This is a genomic window from Caballeronia sp. (assembly GCF_028292365.1).
Classification (GTDB): domain Bacteria; phylum Pseudomonadota; class Gammaproteobacteria; order Burkholderiales; family Burkholderiaceae; genus Caballeronia.
In genome coordinates, this window is record NZ_JAQGMM010000587.1 from 24,341 (window position 1) to 42,764 (window position 18,424).

General features: G+C 59.3%; 18 protein-coding genes. 10 read left to right on the forward strand and 8 right to left on the reverse strand.

Annotation, left to right across the window (positions count from 1 at the left end; translation table 11 throughout):
- The first annotated feature begins 97 nt into the window (after positions 1-97).
- Positions 98-1,927 carry a diguanylate cyclase gene (locus tag JWR14_RS34610; protein ID WP_299718484.1) on the forward strand — a complete coding sequence of 610 codons (1,830 nt, stop codon included), beginning with the start codon at positions 98-100 and terminating at the stop codon, positions 1,925-1,927.
- Here the strand turns inward: JWR14_RS34610 and JWR14_RS34615 are convergent.
- Positions 1,921-2,862 carry a LysR substrate-binding domain-containing protein gene (locus tag JWR14_RS34615; RefSeq protein WP_299718486.1) on the reverse strand — a complete coding sequence of 314 codons (942 nt, stop codon included), beginning with the start codon at positions 2,860-2,862 and terminating at the stop codon, positions 1,921-1,923. The genes JWR14_RS34610 and JWR14_RS34615 overlap by 7 nt on opposite strands.
- A gap of 128 nt (positions 2,863-2,990) precedes the next feature.
- On the opposite strand from JWR14_RS34615, the gene JWR14_RS34620 reads away from it, so the two are divergent.
- Both JWR14_RS34620 and JWR14_RS34625 read left to right on the forward strand, forming a co-directional pair.
- Positions 2,991-3,770: a transporter substrate-binding domain-containing protein gene (locus JWR14_RS34620; protein ID WP_299718488.1), complete on the forward strand. Its 780-nt coding sequence runs from the start codon at positions 2,991-2,993 to the stop codon at positions 3,768-3,770.
- Positions 3,771-3,790: 20 nt separating this feature from the next.
- The gene (locus JWR14_RS34625; RefSeq protein WP_299718490.1) at positions 3,791-4,912 is read left to right on the forward strand and encodes a succinylglutamate desuccinylase/aspartoacylase family protein; all 1,122 of its coding nucleotides are present in this window, start codon (positions 3,791-3,793) and stop codon (positions 4,910-4,912) included.
- A gap of 19 nt (positions 4,913-4,931) precedes the next feature.
- Here the strand turns inward: JWR14_RS34625 and JWR14_RS34630 are convergent, their stop codons facing one another.
- On the reverse strand, positions 4,932-6,353 hold the full coding sequence (locus tag JWR14_RS34630; protein WP_299718519.1) for an MFS transporter: 1,422 nt from the start codon (positions 6,351-6,353) through the stop codon (positions 4,932-4,934).
- Positions 6,354-6,671: 318 nt separating this feature from the next.
- On the opposite strand from JWR14_RS34630, the gene JWR14_RS34635 reads away from it, so the two are divergent.
- Both JWR14_RS34635 and JWR14_RS34640 read left to right on the forward strand, forming a co-directional pair.
- A complete protein-coding gene (locus JWR14_RS34635; RefSeq protein WP_299718492.1) occupies positions 6,672-6,923 on the forward strand; it encodes a DUF1488 domain-containing protein in 252 nt (83 codons plus the stop codon).
- Between the two features lie 145 nt (positions 6,924-7,068).
- Positions 7,069-7,749: a Pr6Pr family membrane protein gene (locus tag JWR14_RS34640; RefSeq protein WP_299718494.1), complete on the forward strand. Its 681-nt coding sequence runs from the start codon at positions 7,069-7,071 to the stop codon at positions 7,747-7,749.
- A gap of 85 nt (positions 7,750-7,834) precedes the next feature.
- On the opposite strand, the gene JWR14_RS34645 is transcribed toward JWR14_RS34640, so the two are convergent.
- Complete coding sequence (locus JWR14_RS34645; RefSeq protein ID WP_299718496.1) at positions 7,835-8,224, reverse strand: tautomerase family protein; 390 nt, start codon at positions 8,222-8,224, stop codon at positions 7,835-7,837.
- Positions 8,225-8,411: 187 nt separating this feature from the next.
- Here JWR14_RS34645 and JWR14_RS34650 point away from each other — a divergent pair, with 187 nt between their 5' ends.
- Positions 8,412-9,326, forward strand: a complete 915-nt coding sequence (locus tag JWR14_RS34650; RefSeq protein WP_299718498.1) for a LysR family transcriptional regulator — start codon at positions 8,412-8,414, stop codon at positions 9,324-9,326.
- Between the two features lie 116 nt (positions 9,327-9,442).
- Here the strand turns inward: JWR14_RS34650 and JWR14_RS34655 are convergent, their stop codons facing one another.
- The 4 genes from JWR14_RS34655 to kynU all read right to left on the reverse strand — a co-directional run bounded on the left by JWR14_RS34655 (position 9,443) and on the right by kynU (position 13,486).
- Entirely contained in the window at positions 9,443-10,054 is a 612-nt protein-coding gene (locus JWR14_RS34655; RefSeq protein WP_299718500.1) for a glutathione S-transferase, read from the reverse strand.
- Between the two features lie 274 nt (positions 10,055-10,328).
- Positions 10,329-11,105, reverse strand: coding sequence for a methyltransferase (locus JWR14_RS34660; protein ID WP_299718521.1), 777 nt, complete (start codon positions 11,103-11,105; stop codon positions 10,329-10,331).
- A gap of 184 nt (positions 11,106-11,289) precedes the next feature.
- Positions 11,290-12,216, reverse strand: a complete 927-nt coding sequence (kynA, locus tag JWR14_RS34665; protein WP_299718502.1) for a tryptophan 2,3-dioxygenase — start codon at positions 12,214-12,216, stop codon at positions 11,290-11,292.
- 19 nt (positions 12,217-12,235) lie between these two features.
- Entirely contained in the window at positions 12,236-13,486 is a 1,251-nt protein-coding gene (gene kynU, locus JWR14_RS34670) for a kynureninase (protein WP_299718504.1), read from the reverse strand.
- 334 nt (positions 13,487-13,820) lie between these two features.
- On the opposite strand from kynU, the gene JWR14_RS34675 reads away from it, so the two are divergent.
- From JWR14_RS34675 to msrA, 4 genes are all read left to right on the forward strand, one after another.
- Positions 13,821-15,062, forward strand: a complete 1,242-nt coding sequence (locus JWR14_RS34675) for a M20/M25/M40 family metallo-hydrolase (RefSeq protein ID WP_299718506.1) — start codon at positions 13,821-13,823, stop codon at positions 15,060-15,062.
- 292 nt (positions 15,063-15,354) lie between these two features.
- Entirely contained in the window at positions 15,355-15,552 is a 198-nt protein-coding gene (locus JWR14_RS34680; protein ID WP_299718508.1) for a DUF3311 domain-containing protein, read from the forward strand.
- On the forward strand, positions 15,549-17,033 hold the full coding sequence (gene mctP / locus JWR14_RS34685) for a monocarboxylate uptake permease MctP (protein ID WP_299718510.1): 1,485 nt from the start codon (positions 15,549-15,551) through the stop codon (positions 17,031-17,033). Before JWR14_RS34680 ends, mctP begins: the two co-directional genes overlap by 4 nt.
- A 359-nt stretch (positions 17,034-17,392) precedes the next feature.
- On the forward strand, positions 17,393-18,133 hold the full coding sequence (gene msrA, locus JWR14_RS34690) for a peptide-methionine (S)-S-oxide reductase MsrA (protein ID WP_299718512.1): 741 nt from the start codon (positions 17,393-17,395) through the stop codon (positions 18,131-18,133).
- 58 nt (positions 18,134-18,191) lie between these two features.
- On the opposite strand, the gene JWR14_RS34695 is transcribed toward msrA, so the two are convergent.
- Positions 18,192-18,424: hypothetical protein (locus JWR14_RS34695; RefSeq protein WP_299718515.1), on the reverse strand; the 233-nt coding region annotated here is incomplete at its 5' end.

Sequence of the window (18,424 nt, forward strand, 5' to 3'; positions counted from 1 at the left end):
GTGAGCATGCCGTGCAGACTTGCAGGGTTAAACTCCGTGCGAGAATTGTCGTTATAGACTGTATGCACTGCTCTAGGCACCGTCGACAGAACTGGATATGCTGGCCCCCATTAAACTTGACGACGAAAGCAACCCGGTTCATGCCCTGCGCTCGCTCGACGGGAACACGCTTCCGGACGAACGATTCGACGGGCTGACTCGTCTCGCCAGACGCCACTTCGGCGTGAGCCTCGCGCTCATCATGCGGGTTGACGGGCAACGGCGGTGGTTCAGCTCATGCGATGGTCTTGCGGCTGGTCGTGCCTTCGCGCAAACCCCTCGTGCGCTTTCATTTTGCGGTCAGGCAATACCTGACGACGAGACACGTGACGACGATCTTCTCGTCATACCGGATACCCTTGCCGACAACCGTGTTCAAGACCATCCGCTTGTTGTGGACAATCCCTGCATCCGTTTTTATGCCGGATATCCGCTGCGGAATTCGAACGGAGAAACGCTCGGCGCCTTTTGTCTGCTTGATACCGCGCCCCACGACCTCGACCACGCCGAGCGCGAATGCTTGCGGGATTTTGCCCGGCTCGCAGAGGCGATCCTTGCGCGCGATCAGTCGGCCGCGCATTTAAAAGAAGACCAGGACGCGCTGCGTAAGCGCGAGAAACGCATGGCGCTTGCCATTGCAGGCAGTGGCACGGGCATTTGGGATCGCAATATCGTTACCAACGAGATCCACTATTCTGCTGGATGGAAAGCCATCCTGGGTTATGCGGATTGGGAACTGACCAACCAACTCAATGACAGCTACCAACGCGTCCATCCAGACGATCTCGCTTACGTTCAAGCGGCCATCCAGGCGCATTTCAATCAGAAGACGCCAAGCTATGAAGTAGAACATCGCATCCGGTGCAAGGATGGCAGTTACAAATGGATCTCCAGCCGCGGCAAGGTCGTCAGCCGTGACAGCACGGGCCGGCCGTTGCGCATGATTGGCACCACTACCGATATCACGGCTATGCGCGCTATGTCGGAACGGCTGCAGGAGAACGTTGACCTGATCACCAGCCTGACCAACGAAGTACCGGGTCTCGTCTTTCAATATCGCTTGCTGCCGGGCGGCGAATCATTTTTTTCGTACGCGAGCGCGGGCATTGAAGAGATTTACGAGCTCACGCCGCAGCAGGTTGCCAAGAGCGCGGCGGTCATCAACACAATCGTGCACCCGGATGATCTCGCGGCTTACCGCGCTTCCCTTGAAATATCCGCAGCTAGCCTGACGCCGTGGCACCTCGAATACCGTGTCGAATTGCCACGACAGGGTCTGCGCTGGCGGCAGGGTGACGCGCAACCCCGGCGGCTGGAAGACGGCGGCACGCTGTGGCACGGCTTCATTACCGACGTGACGGAACGCAAGCGCATAGAGGCCGAACTGAAGGAGTTCGCGACCATCGACTTCATGACGCAGTTGCCGAATCGACGCCATTTCATGGTTCAGATCGAGGCGGAACTGGCGCGGATCCGGTGCGCGAAAGAGGGTTTTGCGACCATCCTCATGTGCGATCTCGATCACTTCAAATTGATCAACGACACATGGGGGCATGCGGTTGGCGACCGGACGCTCAGGCATTTCGCGTCCATCCTTCAGGCTGAGCTGGGTACGCAGGGCATCGCGGGCCGTGTTGGTGGCGAAGAGTTTGCGGTGGTGTTGCCGAATGCCGATCTGGTCGATGCCAGGGCATTCGCGGAACGCGTGCAACAACGGATGGCGGAAGCGCCGCTGGCGGAATGCGACTGGCGAATCGCGCTGACGGTCAGCATCGGTATTGCCGTCATGAACGCGGCCGATGCAACTGCCGACGCACCGCTCTCTCGCAGCGACGCCGCCCTATATCGCGCGAAGGAGCGCGGGCGCAATCGTATCGAGTGTCATTGACCAGGCGCCTCGCCTGTCACCGTGGTCCCGGGCAGCATTCTCGCAAACGACACAGCCATGGACGCCAATTCCTGCGCGACCGGTGTCAACGGCACACCTGCGCGGCGCAGCAGGCACACGCGCGTACTCAACGCCTGCTCTTTGATCGGAACGACCGCCACGTGGTCCCTGAAGAACGGATGTGCCGCGAGACGCACGGGCTCGAGCGACAAGTAATCGCTGTTCGCCACGCAATGCAGCGTATCGAACACCGCTTCGGTCGTGGCCGCGATACGCGGCGGTTCAAGCCCCGCGTCCTCGAACAAAGTGGATAAGCGGTTAGCGACATCACCTGCATGACGAGGCCGGGTGCTGACCCACTCGCAGTCCTGCAACGCCCGTAGCGAGCGCGCGCGACCTAACGGATGACCACGCCGCGCGACCACGGTGACAGGCGATTCAAACAGGGTGGTCGCTTCGAGATCGTGGATATCCGCTTCGTTCGATGCCAGCGCCAAGGCAAAATCCAGGCTGCCGTCGCGCACCCACGCCGTCAGGACACGCGACGTGGCGCTGGTCAAGTGAACATCGATACGCGGGCAGCGCTCGCGAAAACTCGCCAGCAGCGCGGGAAATAATCGCATCATGGCTTCGGCCGCGGCGCCGAGCGAGACCTGGCCCGTCAACTCTCCGCGTAACTGGCGCATTTCGTTTTCGGTTCGAACGCATTCGCCCAGGATCACGTCGGCGCGAATCCGCAAGCGCTCCCCAACCGAGGTCAGGCGCGCGCCGCGATGCCCACGCTCGAACAACGGACCGCCCGCGTTCGTCTCAAGCTTCCTCAACTGTTGCGTCACACCGCTTTGCGCAATGCCGAGGCTGCGCGCCGCCGCCCTGAGACTGCCGGCTTCAGCAACAGCCACGAACACGCGAAGTTGCGTCAAGGTGAGGTCCACGATATCCGCCCACGGTGATAGGTAAAAGTGATCATGATAAGTAAATCGGCCCTGTTTGGTGGCATTTTGCACTCGTACCATGCAGGCGTGTTATCCCCATCACCGTCCTGACCACTGAGTAAGCGCCGATGAAAACCCTCTCTTCGTTGCTGGCCGCCGCCGTGATCGCGGCCTTGACCGTCTCCATGCCGGCCCTCGCGAAAGACGCGAACGTAGTGCGCCTCGGCATTGATCCGACGTATCCGCCAATGGACGTAAAAATGCCGGACGGCACGGTGACCGGTTTCGACGTCGACCTCGCCAACGAGATTTGCCGCCGCATCGCGATGCATTGCCAATGGGTCGAGATGGAGTTTTCCGGCATGATCCCGGCGCTACAGGCACGCAAGATCGACGCGATCATCTCATCGATGGCCATCACCGAAAAGCGCATGCAGCAGATCGCGTTTTCAACCAAGCTGTTCCAGTTCAAGTCACGTTTGATCGCGAAGACCGGCGCTCCGTTGACGGTCAGCGCGGAGGGTCTGCGCGGCAAGCGCATTGGCGTGCAGAGCGGCACGCAGTTCGAGACGTATGCACAGAAGAACTGGCAGTCGGGCGGCGTGGAAGTGGTCGCGTATCAAAGCCAGGAGGGCGTCTTTGAAGACCTGATGGCTGGCCGGCTGGACGCGGCGCTGCTGGGGTCGGTGGAAGCGGATAACGGCTTCCTGAAGACACCGAGAGGCAAGGGTTTCGGTTTTGTCGGCGGACCGCTTGAGATGGGTGACCATGGCACGGGCATCGGCTTGCGCAAGGACGATGGTGCGCTCAAGGCCAGCATCGACAGCGCGATTGCCGGCATGCGTGCCGACGGCACTTATCAAAAGATCGCCCGCAAGTACTTTGACTTCGACGTCTACGGCAACTAACAAGATTTCAGGAGCATTCGATGCACATCCAAAGCACGCCGCTGGTTTCCACGTTCATTGGCACGCGCCGCGAGTTCGTCAGCTTTCACTTCGGTACGCCGGGCAAGGGCGAGAAGATCTATATACAGGCGTCGCTGCACGCGGACGAAATACCCGCCATGCTGACCGCGTGGCGCCTGAAGCAACGGCTGATCGAACTGGAAAAGGCGGGACGCATTCTCGGCGAAGTGATCCTGGTGCCGGTCGCGAACCCGATCGGACTCTCGCAGCATGTGCTTGGACAGTTCCTTGGGCGCTTCGAGTTGAATAGCGGCCACAACTTCAATCGCAGCTTTCCGCTGCCTGCTGCCGCTGCTTTGGTCGAGCGCATCGGCAGCCAGTGGACGCAGGACGCCGACAGCAATACGCGCTTGTTGCGGCGTGCTGTATGCGACATGCTCGCCGACGTCAAGCCGAAGAATGAATTCGAGTCCTTGCGCCGCGAGATGCTGATCATGGCAGCCGATGCCGACGTCATCCTCGACCTGCACTGTTCGCTTGAAGCGACCATGCACCTGTACACGAGCCCAGCGAGCTGGCCGGCGGTCGAACCGCTCGCGCGGTATCTGGGTGCAAGCGGCGTACTGCTCTGTGGGGACTCGGGCGGCCAGTCATTCGACGAGGTTCATACGCAACTCTGGAACGACGTTCGTGCGCTTCTGGGCGAGGGCACGCCGCTCGCCGCGCCTAACGTTGCGCTGACGGTCGAGCATCGCGGCCAGCGCGACGTGTCCTATGAGTTCGCCGAGCAGGACGCGGACGCAATTGTCGACTACCTGACTTATCGGGGTGTGATCGAAGGCGAGGCGCGCGAGTTGCCGCCGCTCAATCATCCTGCAACGCCGCTGGCGGGCAGCGAGCAGTTCATTGCGCCCGCAAGCGGCGTGGTGGTGTATCGCGCGCAGGTTGGGGCACATCTGAAAGCCGGTGACCCCGTCTTCGACATCGTCGATCCGATCACGGACGAGGTGACTACGCTCACTACGAAAAACGACGGTGTCTTTTATATGCGCCGGGCGATCCGCTTTGTTATCGCCGGCGCACCAATGGGCCGTGTAACGGGCGCAGTCCCATTCAGGACCGGGGTGTTGATCGGTGCTTAGCTAGCGTCTCCTGATAGCGTCACTTGACCTCGCCCGCGCGCCCGCGTGTGGACCCTCGCGAAGCAGAAATTCCCTCTCCTGCTTCAGCGGGCATCCGCATGAACATCGGATAAGAACTAATGACAACGAGCGCGGTAACGATAAAAGCCGATGCCAACTGCCACCGTTCAGCATGCGCGCCAGGGGCCACGATCATGGTGACTTGAATTGTCCCCGCCGCGACTGTCACGCCGACCGCCTTCATCAATTGCTGAGCGGTCCCCTGAAACGATGTGGCGGCAGCAAGCTTGGCCTTGGGTACATCGGCGAAAGCGAGTGCGCCCATGGTGGCGAAGCTGAGCGAGCGCGACAATCCGCCCACGAGCAGCAACAAGAAGATGCCGCCAGCCGGCCAATTCTGCGACATGAACGAGCACACCACGAGCACGGCGGCAAACGAAACGCTCCCCGCACACAAGACGGTGCGCACGGAAAAGCGCCTTAGTGCAAGCGATGTCATGGGGCGCATGCAAAATGATCCTAGCGCGCTAGCGAACGTGACGAGGCCGCTAGCGGAAGCGCTATAGCCGAACCCGGCTTGCAACGTCAGCGGCACGAGAAACGGCAGCGCGCCAGCACCGGCGCGAAACAAGCTTCCCGCAATAGTCGCCGCATGAAAAGTGGGTATGGAGAGCAGTGAGAAATCGACGGCCGGGTCGTCCACGCGGCGGCAGTGCCTGACGGCCATCCAGAACATCACCACGCCCGCCGCAACGCAGGCAGGGGACGCAAACGGCGGCAGGACGCCACGTCCCGCACATTCAATACCGGTCATGAACAGCGTCAGCGACCCGCCGATCAACATCATTCCGCGAACGTCGGGTGGCGCGTGATGTTCGGGAGGCGCGGCCGGCAGCAAGCGCCAGGTCAGCAGCAGACCGACGATGCCCACAGGTACGTTGACCCAGAAGATGCTGCGCCACGAGAGGGTATCGGTGAGAAAACCTCCTAGTGGCGGTCCCATCAAGGGGCCGATGAGAGCAGGCATGGTGAGCCATGTAGTCGCCTGCAATAACTCCTCGCGTTTGACGCCACGGAAAAGGATCAGACGCCCGACCGGCACCATCATGGCGCCGCCGATTCCCTGCACGATGCGCGCAGCAATCAACTGCGGGAGGTTCGCGGCCGCGGCGCACGCGAGCGAAGCGAGCGTGAACGTTGCGATCGCCCACATGAAGACACGCTTCGCACCGAAGCGATCGGCAACCCATCCGCTAGCCGGAATGAACACCGTCAACGCCACCAGATAAGCCGTAATGGCACTGCTCAGATGCACCGGGTCAACGCCCAAGTCGCGCGCCATGGCGGGCAGCGCCGTCGCGACGATCGTGCCGTCCATGTTTTGCATAAAAAGCGCGCTGGCTACAACGGCGGCGGTGAGGCGGAAGTTGGCAGGTTTCACAAGGCGGCGAAGGTATTTCAGGTAGAGCCAGCGACGCGCCTGCAACCAAGGCGCCGAGGGTTCGATCGCTTGCGTGGCACCAGAGTCTACTTGAACCGGAGGGCGCGATGCGAGAGCGTCGATGTCCCAGGTTCATTACAAAAGCCGTACAAGGAGAGTGCGGCTTAAGGCTTAAGTGCCTGTTGGCTGCTAGTGGCAATTGCTTCCTGATTTTTCCTGGAGTCGGAACATTATGCTTGTCGTGAGGATCGCCAAGTCAGGGTAACTACTAGGAATAACACCGTCGCGCGCGTCACGCTAATAGGACTAGGATGACGTATGAAACTCAATTTCCCGAACCCTAGCCGTTCCTACGACAACTCCCGGCACTGCGTGTGCTTCTGGGGGTATGACGGTTCGCGCGAGATATCATTCCAGATAGACGATGCAGCTCTATCGAGTTTCAATCCACAAATGGGGTCGGACGAATCCGCCGTACTCGCCGCCTTCGATCTTTATCGCGAACGCATCCTCCTGAAAGCCGAGGGGCTGTACGTACGCGGGTCGCAAAACATCTTCAAGATATCCTGAGCCTGATTGCACGTGCTTGCGCCGGCTGGTCGCCGTTCTGCAGCTCTGCAGCTCTGCAGCGCTGACTGGCCGCGTATAAAATCGAGGCATGCTCAAGCCGAATTCCTCGATTTCCTCGCCGCCGGAAAGTCAGACCCACCGCGCTATGCAAAGCCCACCACCGGCGGGGGCAGAGCACGCGTTGCCCTTGCGTACGCCCGGCACGGCGTCGTTATTGCTGGCCGCGTGCATCGCGACAATAGCGTGGCTCGCGCTCGCGGCGCAAACCGATATCACGGTCCACCGGATGCTAGCCAGGGGCCTAAGCGTATTCGATGGGATTGAGCGCCTTAGCAGCTATCTGACGAACCTGACCGTATTTGCTGTTGCCCTTTGTTTTTCGTGTGTCGCCGCGCTTGGCCGCTCGCCGTTCGGGAGATTTTTTCGCCAGCCGCCGGTGGTGACAGCGGTCGTGGTGTACATCGTGTTTGTCGGGCTGGCTTATAACCTGTTGCTGCGTCACCTATGGACGCCTTCGGGATACCGGGCGATGCTCAACGAATGTCTGCACACTGTTATTCCCGTGTTGTCGACAATCTACTGGGTGCTGTTCGTGCCGCGCTTTCATCTGACTTTGCGGCAATGCCTGCTGTGGCTGATCTATCCGCTAGCTTATCTTTGCATCACGCTTTGGCGCGGCAGTACGTCGGACTTTTATCCGTATCCGTTTATTGATGTCGGTGAACTTGGCTATCCGCATGTGCTGCTCAACGCAAGCTTGCTCGTGCTGGCCTTTGTCACGCTGATGGGTGTGTTCATCGCTTTGAATCACAGGCGTCCGCATTAACGCGTGATCGAATGGCCGCCGGCCGCGTTTGTGCACGTTCGTGCGCGACCGGCAGTGCTTCATTACGCCTGCCCGGACATGGCGACTACTTCGGCGCGTAGTGCATATCGCCATTGCCGAACGACCAGTCCTCCCGGTTCACCTCGACCAGGTTGATCCAGACATCCTCCTTTCGTACGCGCGTCTTGGCATGTATGCCATCCGCCACCGCGCGGTAAAACGCTTTCTTCATTTCAGTCGTGCGGCCGGTGTTCCATGTCACCTGAATAAATACGATCCCCGGCGTGTAGGTCACGCCCAGGTATCCCTCCGCCGGGTAGATCAATTCGTCAGGCGCATGGCGCGTGATGATCTGAAACTTGTCGTGCTCGGGCACTTTGACGACATTGATCATTGCGTCGTACACGATGTCGCTGATTGCCTGAACGACTTCCGGTGACGCAGTTTGCGCGAGATTAATTCGAACGAGTGGCATGGCTTTGACCTCAGGATTAAGTGGGAAATAAGGGCGCGCTGGCCACGACATGCGTGGCAAGTTGTGGCGGTCAGAATTTGCGCCGTGCATTAAAAAATATCGCTTCGCATGGTTCGCCATTGAAGATTAGACTAGGTGATAACTTGCATCAAGCGCATAGTTTTCATACGAACCATGAGAATCAAGCATGTTATTCGAAGATCTTAAAACCTTGGTTGCGGTAATTGACCAAAATTCGTTGACTCGGGCGGCGGATGTGCTGTCGCTGACGCAATCGGCCATATCGCGGCGGATTCAGCATCTTGAAGCTGTACTTGGCGCGGAACTCCTGGACCGAAACAGCAAGCCGCCTCAAGCAACCGCGCTTGCGCGCCGAATCTACGAACACGCTGTTCCGCTCATGCGCAGCGTGAATCAACTGCTTGAGATTTCCCGGGAAGACGCTGTGCCGAGCGGGACGTTTCGCCTAGGCCTTTCGCAAGTGATAGCGGAGATCGTTTTGTTCGACGCGGTGATGCGTCTGAAAGCGGCATTTCCGGCGCTAGAGGTTCAGTCGCATACCGAGTGGAGCACGGGCTTGTTGCAGCAGGTCAGTCTTGGGAAACTCGACGCGGCCACGTTGCTGTTGCCCTCTCCCAGCACGCTGCCGGACAATATGGCAGGCCGGCTTATCACAACGCTCGAGGTGCTGGTGGTCCAGAGCAAAAGGCGGCCGGTGGTTGAGCGTCGTTCAACCATCAAGGCGCTTGCGGAGCAGGAATGGATCCTGAATCCGTTGGGTTGCGGCTACCGTGCCGCGCTTGACCGGGCGATGCAAGGCGCCGGGCGCGAGCTCAAGTTGAGCGTGGATACGCACGGCACCGAGATGCAACTGAAGTTGATTGCTGCGGGGCTCGGTTTGGGGCTTGTGCCGCGGACTGTGCTTCGCCGGAGTGATTCGTATGCCGAACTATCTATTGTTGAGGTGAAAGATTTTTCACTAAGTCTCGATATCTGGCTGATCCACTCTGTTCAGTTAGGCAATCTAAAGGGTGCAGCCGCTGTGTTTGGCGACGCCGTGGCTGAGGGCTTCGCGAGCGTTGCTGCCGGTCGTGGCCGTTAGGAAACAGCTTGCAATAGCTACCCTTAACATGGCAATTTAATAGCCACTGTTGATTGGCGTGAGCGTCGTTGGCTAAGCAAGCGTTCCTTGCCCCCGCCAACGACGCACAAAGCTTTTCACTCCCCCGACTTCTCGATCGCCCGCTTATACGCGTCACGCGCTTCAATACGCCGGACGAACGCGGTGAGGTTGGGGTATGCCTCTTCGCCGCAGAACTTCACGGCCATCTGGACCGCGAACGACAGTTGAACATCCGCGCCCGTCAGTTCATTCCCAATGAAATAGTCCTGTCCTGCGAGCTCGCTGTTCAGAAAGCCAAGGTGCCTTTGCATTTCACTTTCGATGCGTGGCTGCAATGGTGCAGCGCCATCGCCAAGCCGGCTCGTGTAGAGCTTGAGCATGAGCGGCAACATCGCGGAACCTTCTGCATAGTGCAGAAACTGCAAATAGCGATTGTAGTCACGCGAATCCGCCGCGGGCGCAAGACGGCCGTTGCCATACTTGCGCACCAGGTATTCGATGATCGCACCGGACTCGAAGATGACCTCGTCGCCGTCGCGAATCACGGGCGCCTTGCCCAGCGGATGAATCTTTTCTAGTTCGGGCGGCGCAAGCCGGGTCTTTGGATTGCGCTGGTAAGCATGGACGGTGTAGTCGAGTCCAAGTTCTTCGAGCAGCCACGTAATACGGCGCGACCGGGATTCGTTTAGATGATGGACTTCGATCATGAATAGCCTTGTGATTCAAACGTTGGAAAAGGAGTGGTCTGCCGATCTGCGACTGGCACGCAAGCTACGGTCCCGCTTGCGACCCATCCAGCGTCGGCATCCGCTGACATGCCGCGTAATGAACGTGTTGTCCACGAGACCTATCTCTGCAAATGATTCTTTTCGCAGGAGAGGTGATTCAAACTGGCGGCGGTGAGATCGGCTAGCGCGCGTCGCGGCGGGCTTGCGGGCGCGCGTGCTTGCTTACGGGTTGAGAACCACCCGCTTGACGATCCTACGGCTTGACGAAACGCAGCGTCATCCGGTCGGATTCGCCAATGGCTGCGAAGCGTGCGCGGTCAGTATCGCCGCCACGGTAGGTCGGCGGCAACGACCACACGCCGTTTGGATAGTCCTTCGTATCGCGGGAATTGCTGTTGATCTCGCTACGCGCCGCAAGCTTGAAACCCGCTGCCCGTGCATGCTCGATCACGTAGGCTTCTGTCATATAGCCGGTATCGATCATTTGCTGAACCGATGTACCCGGTATTGCGCGATGCTCTTCCACACCAAGCACGCCGCCCGGTTTCAGGACCGAATAGAACGCACGCAAGTTGGCATCGACCTGACCGTCTTCTATCCAGTTATGAATATTACGGAACGTCAGCACACGATCCACTTGCAGCCCGGCGGGAAAGCCGCTGAACTGCCCTGATTGCAACGTGCCGACCACAACCGTTCCGAAGACGTCGGGCGCGGCAGCGAGCTTACGCTCGAACAAGGCGTTGCTCTTTGCTTCACCAGCAGGAAGCCCCCCTTGGGGCGGCAGATATTGCGCTTCGTAAAGCGTGCCACGTGCGCGCAAATAAGGCCCGAGGATGTCCGTGTACCAGCCGCCGCCCGGCGCGATCTCCAGCACGCTCTGGTTAGGCGCAAGGCCGAAGAACTCCAGCGTCTCTTTCGGGTGTCTATAAACATCGCGCGCCTGCGCTTTTTCGCCACGATACGGCGCGGCAATGGCGGTATCGAGTGATATCGGTGCGGTAGGTGTCGCGCACGACGCTAGCAGCATGGCTGCGGGCAACGCCAGGAAAGCACGCCGCATGAGACGGGGGGTAGGGAGCATTTTCATGCGAGACATTATCGGACAAAGCGGGCCGCTTGTCAGAGCGTGTCCGTTTTACTCGCACGGCCTTTGGGTTTTTCGAAGATCCGTGCGACAAGCGCTGTTCTAAATGAACCACTCAATCAAACGCTCAGAGCAACGTCCTGACGTGCCATAACTCAGGAAACAGCACGACATCCAGCATCTTTCGCAAATAGAGCGCACCGCTGGTTCCGCCCGTGCCTTGCTTGAAGCCGATAATCCGCTCAACGGTGGTGACGTGGCGAAAGCGCCATTGCCGGAACGAGTCTTCAAGATCGACGAGCTCTTCCGCCATCTCATAGAGCTCCCAATGCTGGGTCGGCTCGCGATACACCTTGAGCCACGCGGCTTCCACGCTGGCGTCGTGCGTGGTCGGCTGGGTCCAGTCACGCTCCAGCCTTTCCGGTGCGATCGGAAAACCGCGGCGTGCAAGCAGGCGAATGACTTCATCGTAAAACGAGGGGGCGTCAAGCGTCGCCTTGACCTCGGCAAGCACGTTCGGACGATGCGCGTACGGCTTGAGCATCTGCGCATTCTTGTTGCCAAGCAGGAATTCGATTTGCCGGTACTGATGCGATTGGAATCCGGACGATGCCCCCAGATAAGGCCGCATCGCCGTGTATTCGGAGGGAGTCATGGTGGCGAGAACGCTCCACGCCTGGACCAGCTGATCGAGTATGCGCGAAACACGCGCAAGCATCTTGAACGCAGGCGGAAGATCATCGCGATGCACGGCGGCGAGCGCTGCATGGAGCTCATACAGCGCGAGCTTCATCCATAACTCGCTCGTCTGGTGCTGCACGATGAACAGCATCTCGTTGTGATCAGGCGAGAGCGGGTGCTGCGCCGACAGGAGCGTATCGAGCGAGAGATAGTCGCCATAGCTCATCGAACTGGAGAAGTCGAGCTGTGCGTCATGCCAGCCTTCGGGCTTCTGCGCAGCGTCGCCTGCCGTTCCAGTGGTTCCCGTGATTCCTGCCGTTCCATACCCCATGGGACAGCCGCCCGTGCCTTCGCTTTCGTGTGATTGTGTCATCGCGCGTTCTCCGCTTGTGTCAGGTAACCGCGCCACGTTCGGCGAACTCGGGTGCACGCCATGCTTCAGTCGCGAGCACGTCGCGCAATGTTTCAACAGCGTCCCACACATCCACATAGCGCGTATAAAGCGGCGTGAAGCCGAAGCGCAAAATGCGCGGCTCGCGGTAATCGCCGATCACGTTGCGCGCGATCATCGCTTGCATGACCTCATACCCATGCGGATGTTCGAAGCTTGCCTGCGACCCGCGTTCAGCATGTGCCCGCGGCGTCACGAGCTGCAACGGAAATTCGCTGCAACGCGTCTCCACGAGTTCAATGAACAAGTCACTCAGCGCCAGCGATTTCCGGCGCAACGCGGCCATGTCGGTTTGCCCGAATACGTCGAGGCCGCATTCGATCATCGACATCGAGACAATAGGTTGCGTGCCGCACAGGAACCGTCCGATACCGTCATCGGGCCGGTACTCAGGGCTCATTTCAAACGGTTTTTTGTGGCCCCACCAGCCGGACAGCGGCTGCGAGAAAACATTCTGCAGCCGCTTCGGCACCCAGATGAACGCGGGCGAACCCGGTCCGCCATTCAAATATTTGTAGGTGCAGCCGACGGCGTAATCCGCACCGGCGGCGTTGAGATCGACCGGAACCGCGCCTGCCGAATGCGCCAGGTCCCACACCGCGAGCGCGCCCGCTTGATGAATCATACGGGTTAGCGCGGCCATGTCGTGCATGGCCCCCGTGCGATAGTTCACGTGCGTGATCATGGCAACGGCCGTGTTCTCGTCGATAGCACCGGCGAGCTCGGATGCGTGATCCACGAGACGCAGTTCGTATCCGCGATCCAGTTGTTCAATCACGCCTTGAGCAATGTAGAGATCGGTCGGGAAATTCGAGCGTTCGGAGACGATGACACGACGCTTGGGATCGCGTTCGTTGGCTACCCGCAGCGCTGCCGACAGGATCTTGAACAGGTTGATGGAGATGGTGTCGGTGACGACCACTTCGTCCTCGGCTGCGCCAATCAACGGAGCCAGCTTGTTGCCAAGCCGCTTGGGCAACGCGAACCATCCCGCCGTATTCCACGAGCGGATCAAACCGTCGCCCCATTCGCCGGTTATGACGGCGGTGGCGCGTGCGGCTGAAGCCTTGGGCGGTACGCCAAGCGAGTTGCCGTCCAGATAGATGGTGTCGTGGCCGAGCGCGAACTGGTCGCGCAAACCGGCTAGTGGATCGTCGCGGTCGAGCGCCGCAGCATCGTCTCTATGGTTCATTGAAGCGTATTCCGGTGAATTATTGTGTCCGTGCCTGACGGAAATCCGCGTCTCGCCGCCGTCTGGGGAGCGCGTGCCCATGCCTGAAAGCTTAGCTGAGAATGGCCGTTAATTGATTGCGAAACAAACGCGGCGCTTACGCTCCGGTGCAATATTCTTCGATGAAAACCGCGCTTAAGCGCGATAAATTGATTGCGATCTGTTATGGGCGGCATTCGGGTGCGCTCACCCATTGATGGGGCGGGTCCGCTAAGCTGGCGCTGCTCGCCGGCAGCAGCGTTACTCGTTACCATGCAGCCAACCCCCAGCCAATTACCTAGATAGACCGCCGCTCATGACCTCACCCGTTCTCGCCTCGACCCTTACCGACTGCGTCGATCATCACTTTGACCAGGAGGTTCAGTTTCTTGCCGCGCTTGTGCAAAAACCTTCGGACAATCCGCCGGGCGATTGCGCGGGCCACGCTGAGATGGCGGCACAATGGCTTGAACGGATCGGCTTCACGGTCGAGCGTCACGTCGTGCCGGCCGACGATGTCACGCGCGCCGGCATGATCAGCGCGACGAACCTGGTGGTTCGCCATCGCTTTGGTGCGGGGCCGGTGATCGCGCTGAACGCGCACGGCGACGTGGTGCCGCCCGGCGATGGCTGGACCGCCGATCCCTACGGTGCCGAGATTCGCGATGGTTTCATGATCGGGCGCGGAGCGGCGGTATCGAAGTCGGACTTCGCCACTTATGCGTTCGCGTTGAAGGCATTGATCGAGAGTGGTGCGACGCTCGGCGGAACGGTGGAGCTGCACCTGACCTATGACGAAGAAACCGGCGGCCTGATTGGCCCGGGGTGGTTGCTGAAGCAGGGCATTGTGAAGCCCGATTACGCCATCTGTGCAGGTTTTTCCTATTCGATCACGACCGCACACAATGGCGCGATCCATCTGGAAGTCACGGTACGGGGCAAGTCGGCGCACGCGGCGCGGCCCGATACCGGGCATGACGCGCTGGAGGCCGCTACGGCGGTGCTGAATGCGCTGTACGCACACAGGGCCGCATTGCGCGAGATCCATTCGGAGACGCCGGGCATCGATCATCCTACGTTGGTGGTGGGTCTGATCAAAGGCGGCATCAACACGAACGTGGTACCCGACAAGGTGAGTATGCGGCTCGACCGGCGCGTGGTGCCGGAGGAGAATCCGCAAGACGTGCTCAGGCAATTGAAGACGCTGATCATGGCGTCGGTGGGAGGCCTGCCAGGCATTGGCGTGGAGATAGAAGAGGTGTTGGTTACGTCGCCGTTGCGCTCGCTTGACGGCGCAGAGCGCTTGTCACAAGCGTTGCAACGCGCAGCGCTGGTTACGTTGCAGCGCGACATTCCTACCGAGGGCGTGCCTCTTTATACCGATGCCCGTTTGTATTGCGAGGCGGGTGTACCGACTGTCATTTACGGCGCCGGTCCGCGGACGCTGCTTGAGGCTAACGGACATCGGGCCGATGAGCGGGTTGCACTCGAAGACTTGAAGGTCGCGACAAAAACTGTTGCGATTGCACTTGCGGATTTGCTCGGGCAACAGTCCTAAGCGTTCCATGCTTCCAGGCTTCGTTCCTTTGCGGCCTTGCAAAGGAACGAAGCGGTATTCCGCACTGGCACGGATAGAGGCCGAAGACCGACGTGCATTAAAAACCGACTGCTCCCCGCAGACTGCTTCAATCTCCCCGATCCATCAGCATTCCAAGCCCTCCTGCCCGGGGCATTCAGCACATCTTCGAAAACTCGAACATAATTCCGGGTGTCCTTATTCCGGGCTTCGCCGCAGCGCCCGGCTGCCGCGAAGCGCGACAGGTCGAACCTCTATCACGAATCAAACTACTATGAAAACATCAGAAGAGACAAAGCATTCCTGGCTTTGGCTGGTCTTGCTCATTCCCTACGTCGCCTTGCTCTGGCTGCCTTTTTATAACGATATCCGTCCGTCTTTCGCCGGCTTCCCATTCTTCTACTGGTACCAGTTCCTATGGGTGCCGCTGACCTCGCTCATCATTTACATCGTGTATAGAGGTGTCAAATGAGCGATATCGTTCCGGTCAATCCGGTAGCCATGACCGTCTTCATCGCCTTCTTCCTGCTGGTGACGGTGGTGGGATTTTTCGCGGCGCGCTGGAAGCGCGGCGACCTGACGCAACTGCATGAATGGGGTTTGGGCGGCCGCCAGTTTGGCACTGTGATTTCATGGTTCCTGGTAGGGGGCGATTTCTATACCGCCTATACCGTCATTGCCGTACCCGCGTTGGTGTATTCCGTAGGCGCTTATGGTTTCTTCGCGCTGCCCTACACCATCATTGTTTATCCGTTTGTGTTTGCCGTCATGCCGAAGCTATGGAAGGTCGCGCACGCGAAGAACCATATTACGGCAGCCGATTACGTGCAAGGCGAGTACGGCGGCAAGTGGTTCCCGGCGGCCGTGGCGGTGACGGGGATTGTCGCGACCATGCCGTACATTGCATTGCAGCTGGTGGGTATGCAGGTCGTGATCAAGGGTCTGGGCGTGAGCGGCGAGTTGCCGCTGATTGTTGCGTTCGTGATCCTCGCGCTCTACACCTACACCAGCGGCTTGCGCGCGCCGGCCATGATCGCGTTCGTGAAGGACATCATGATTTATATCGTGGTGATCGCGGCAGTCTGGCTGATTCCATCGAAACTCGGCGGCTATGCGCATGTGTTCGATGCCGCCGATCAGTTCTTCCAGGCCAAGGGCGGTGCGACCGGGATTCTCCTCAAGCCGACGCAATTCACCGCGTACGCATCGCTTGCTTTAGGCTCAGCGCTCGCGGCCTTCATGTATCCGCACACCATGACCGCGGTATTGTCGTCGTCGTCGGCTGCCACCGTACGCAAGAACGCCATCTTCCTGCCGGCTTATACGCTGCTGCTCGGTTTGATCGCGTTGCTCGGCTACATGGCAATTGCTGCGGGCATCAAGGTGCAATCCGCGTCCGACGTCGTGCCCGCGTTATTCGGCCAGTTGTTCCCGTCGTGGTTCGTTGGCTTCGCAGCCGCGGCCATCGCGATCAGCGCGCTTGTGCCGGCCGCGATCATGTCGATTGGTGCAGCGAACCTGTTCACGCGTAATTTGTGGCCGCTGATGGCGCGTGATATCACGCCCGAGAAGGAAGCGAAGACAGCCAAGCTGGTGTCGCTCGTGGTGAAGTTCGGCGCGCTGCTGTTCATCGTGTTCCTGCCGACGCAATATGCAATCGATCTGCAATTGCTCGGTGGCGTGTGGATCCTGCAGATATTCCCGGCCATTGTGTTTTCGCTTTATACACGGCGCCTGAACACGCCGGGGCTGTTCCTCGGCTGGCTGGCCGGAATCGTGCTCGGAACCGGCATGGCGATCGCGCAGGGTTTGAAGCCGGTGTTCGCGTTGCATCTGGGTGGGGCGACGTATCCGCTGTATATCGGCCTGATTGCATTGGCGCTGAATATTGTGGTGGCGTTTGTTGTATCAATGGTCACACCGCGACGCGCACCCGTTCCGCAGGCGACGTAACGAACGAGGCAAGCAGGAGAGGGCAAGCGCAGGTCGATGCACAAGATTTTTTGCACATCGACCAAGCAATCTTTACTGTGCTGGCGCGCGCGGTTTGTACTTTCCGCGTCGTGCCTGTAACCTTCGGCGACGAGCATTCCCTGCTCGTTGTTTACCCCGTGATTTGCAGCACCTCGGCAACACTGCGGCACCTCGTCCTGACCTTTCCATGACCTGTCGATGACATCTTTGTCATCAAGCTTCCACCCGTCTCCGGGCGCGCTACCATGGCGCAAAAGGACGACGCTTAAGCGCCCGCCCGGGCATGTGATCGCCGGGCGTCAGTTAAAGCGCGTCGTCCTCAAACCCGGAGGTTCTCCATGATTTCCACGAAGCAAAATCCTGCCACGTTTCTGCGTTCGCGGGGCGCGGCGCTGTTGACGGCCATTGGCCTGGGCGTCGGTATCCTGTTCGCATCCATGCATCCAGCACATTCATCAGAAGCCGCGGTCGTCATTGCCCCGCCCACGCTCGACGAACCCGTGAACGGAGCGCACCAGGAAACCGCAGTGCTGGCAGGCGGTTGTTTTTGGGGCGTTCAAGGCGTCTTCCAGCACGTCAATGGCGTGACGAAAGTTGTGTCGGGCTACTCTGGTGGTCAGCCTCAGACCGCGCAATACGAGACCGTCAGCGGGGGTCAGACGGGTCATGCCGAGTCTGTGCAGATCACTTATGACCCAACGAAGATTACCTATGGCAAGTTGCTGCAGATCTATTTCTCGGTCGCTCACGATCCGACGGAATTGAACCGGCAAGGCCCGGACAGCGGAACGCAATATCGTTCGGCAATCTTCCCGGCCAACGACATGCAAAAACACATCGCGCAAAGCTATATCGCGCAACTCGACAAAGCGCATGTATTTTCCTCGCCGATCGTGACGAAGACAGATTCGCTCAAGGGCTTTTATCCCGCCGAGTCTTATCACCAGAATTATTTGACGCTGCATCCGGATGCACCGTATATCGCGATCAATGACATGCCGAAGGTCGAGAACCTGAAGCGCCTTTATCCGACGCTGTATCGCGACAAACCGGTGCTGCTGAGCGTGGCATCGCAGTAATGGAAAAGCGGTGGTGGACTTGAAATTCACCGCCGCTCGGTCGCTAGTCAGCGGCTACTCAGCCGTTGTCACTCATCTTGTCGACGATGTCGCGACCCGCATGATAGGCCGCATCCAGTGCCTTTGCTTCGGTCTCAAAGACGTTGCCGAGTTCATAAAACTGGGTGCGTTGCCCGGCATGATGCACGTCGGCCCCGGGTCGACATACGTACCCGTTGTAGTGGTAGGGGGTGTCTGGCGTGGGAGGTCCGTACGCAAGGATCGGCAGCACCCAGATCTCAAAGCCTTTGT

What these genes read in the sequence shown, in the direction of transcription:
- JWR14_RS34610 (WP_299718484.1), top strand. Translation starts at nt 98, where the DNA reads ATGCTGGCCCCCATTAAACTTGACGACGAAAGCAACCCGGTTCATGCC.
- JWR14_RS34620 (WP_299718488.1), top strand. Translation starts at nt 2,991, where the DNA reads ATGAAAACCCTCTCTTCGTTGCTGGCCGCCGCCGTGATCGCGGCCTTG.
- JWR14_RS34625 (WP_299718490.1), top strand. Translation starts at nt 3,791, where the DNA reads ATGCACATCCAAAGCACGCCGCTGGTTTCCACGTTCATTGGCACGCGC.
- JWR14_RS34635 (WP_299718492.1), top strand. Translation starts at nt 6,672, where the DNA reads ATGAAACTCAATTTCCCGAACCCTAGCCGTTCCTACGACAACTCCCGG.
- JWR14_RS34640 (WP_299718494.1), top strand. Translation starts at nt 7,069, where the DNA reads ATGCAAAGCCCACCACCGGCGGGGGCAGAGCACGCGTTGCCCTTGCGT.
- JWR14_RS34645 (WP_299718496.1), bottom strand. Translation starts at nt 8,224, where the DNA reads ATGCCACTCGTTCGAATTAATCTCGCGCAAACTGCGTCACCGGAAGTC.
- JWR14_RS34650 (WP_299718498.1), top strand. Translation starts at nt 8,412, where the DNA reads ATGTTATTCGAAGATCTTAAAACCTTGGTTGCGGTAATTGACCAAAAT.
- JWR14_RS34655 (WP_299718500.1), bottom strand. Translation starts at nt 10,054, where the DNA reads ATGATCGAAGTCCATCATCTAAACGAATCCCGGTCGCGCCGTATTACG.
- JWR14_RS34660 (WP_299718521.1), bottom strand. Translation starts at nt 11,105, where the DNA reads ATGCTGCTAGCGTCGTGCGCGACACCTACCGCACCGATATCACTCGAT.
- kynA (WP_299718502.1), bottom strand. Translation starts at nt 12,216, where the DNA reads ATGACACAATCACACGAAAGCGAAGGCACGGGCGGCTGTCCCATGGGG.
- kynU (WP_299718504.1), bottom strand. Translation starts at nt 13,486, where the DNA reads ATGAACCATAGAGACGATGCTGCGGCGCTCGACCGCGACGATCCACTA.
- JWR14_RS34675 (WP_299718506.1), top strand. Translation starts at nt 13,821, where the DNA reads ATGACCTCACCCGTTCTCGCCTCGACCCTTACCGACTGCGTCGATCAT.
- JWR14_RS34680 (WP_299718508.1), top strand. Translation starts at nt 15,355, where the DNA reads ATGAAAACATCAGAAGAGACAAAGCATTCCTGGCTTTGGCTGGTCTTG.
- mctP (WP_299718510.1), top strand. Translation starts at nt 15,549, where the DNA reads ATGAGCGATATCGTTCCGGTCAATCCGGTAGCCATGACCGTCTTCATC.
- msrA (WP_299718512.1), top strand. Translation starts at nt 17,393, where the DNA reads ATGATTTCCACGAAGCAAAATCCTGCCACGTTTCTGCGTTCGCGGGGC.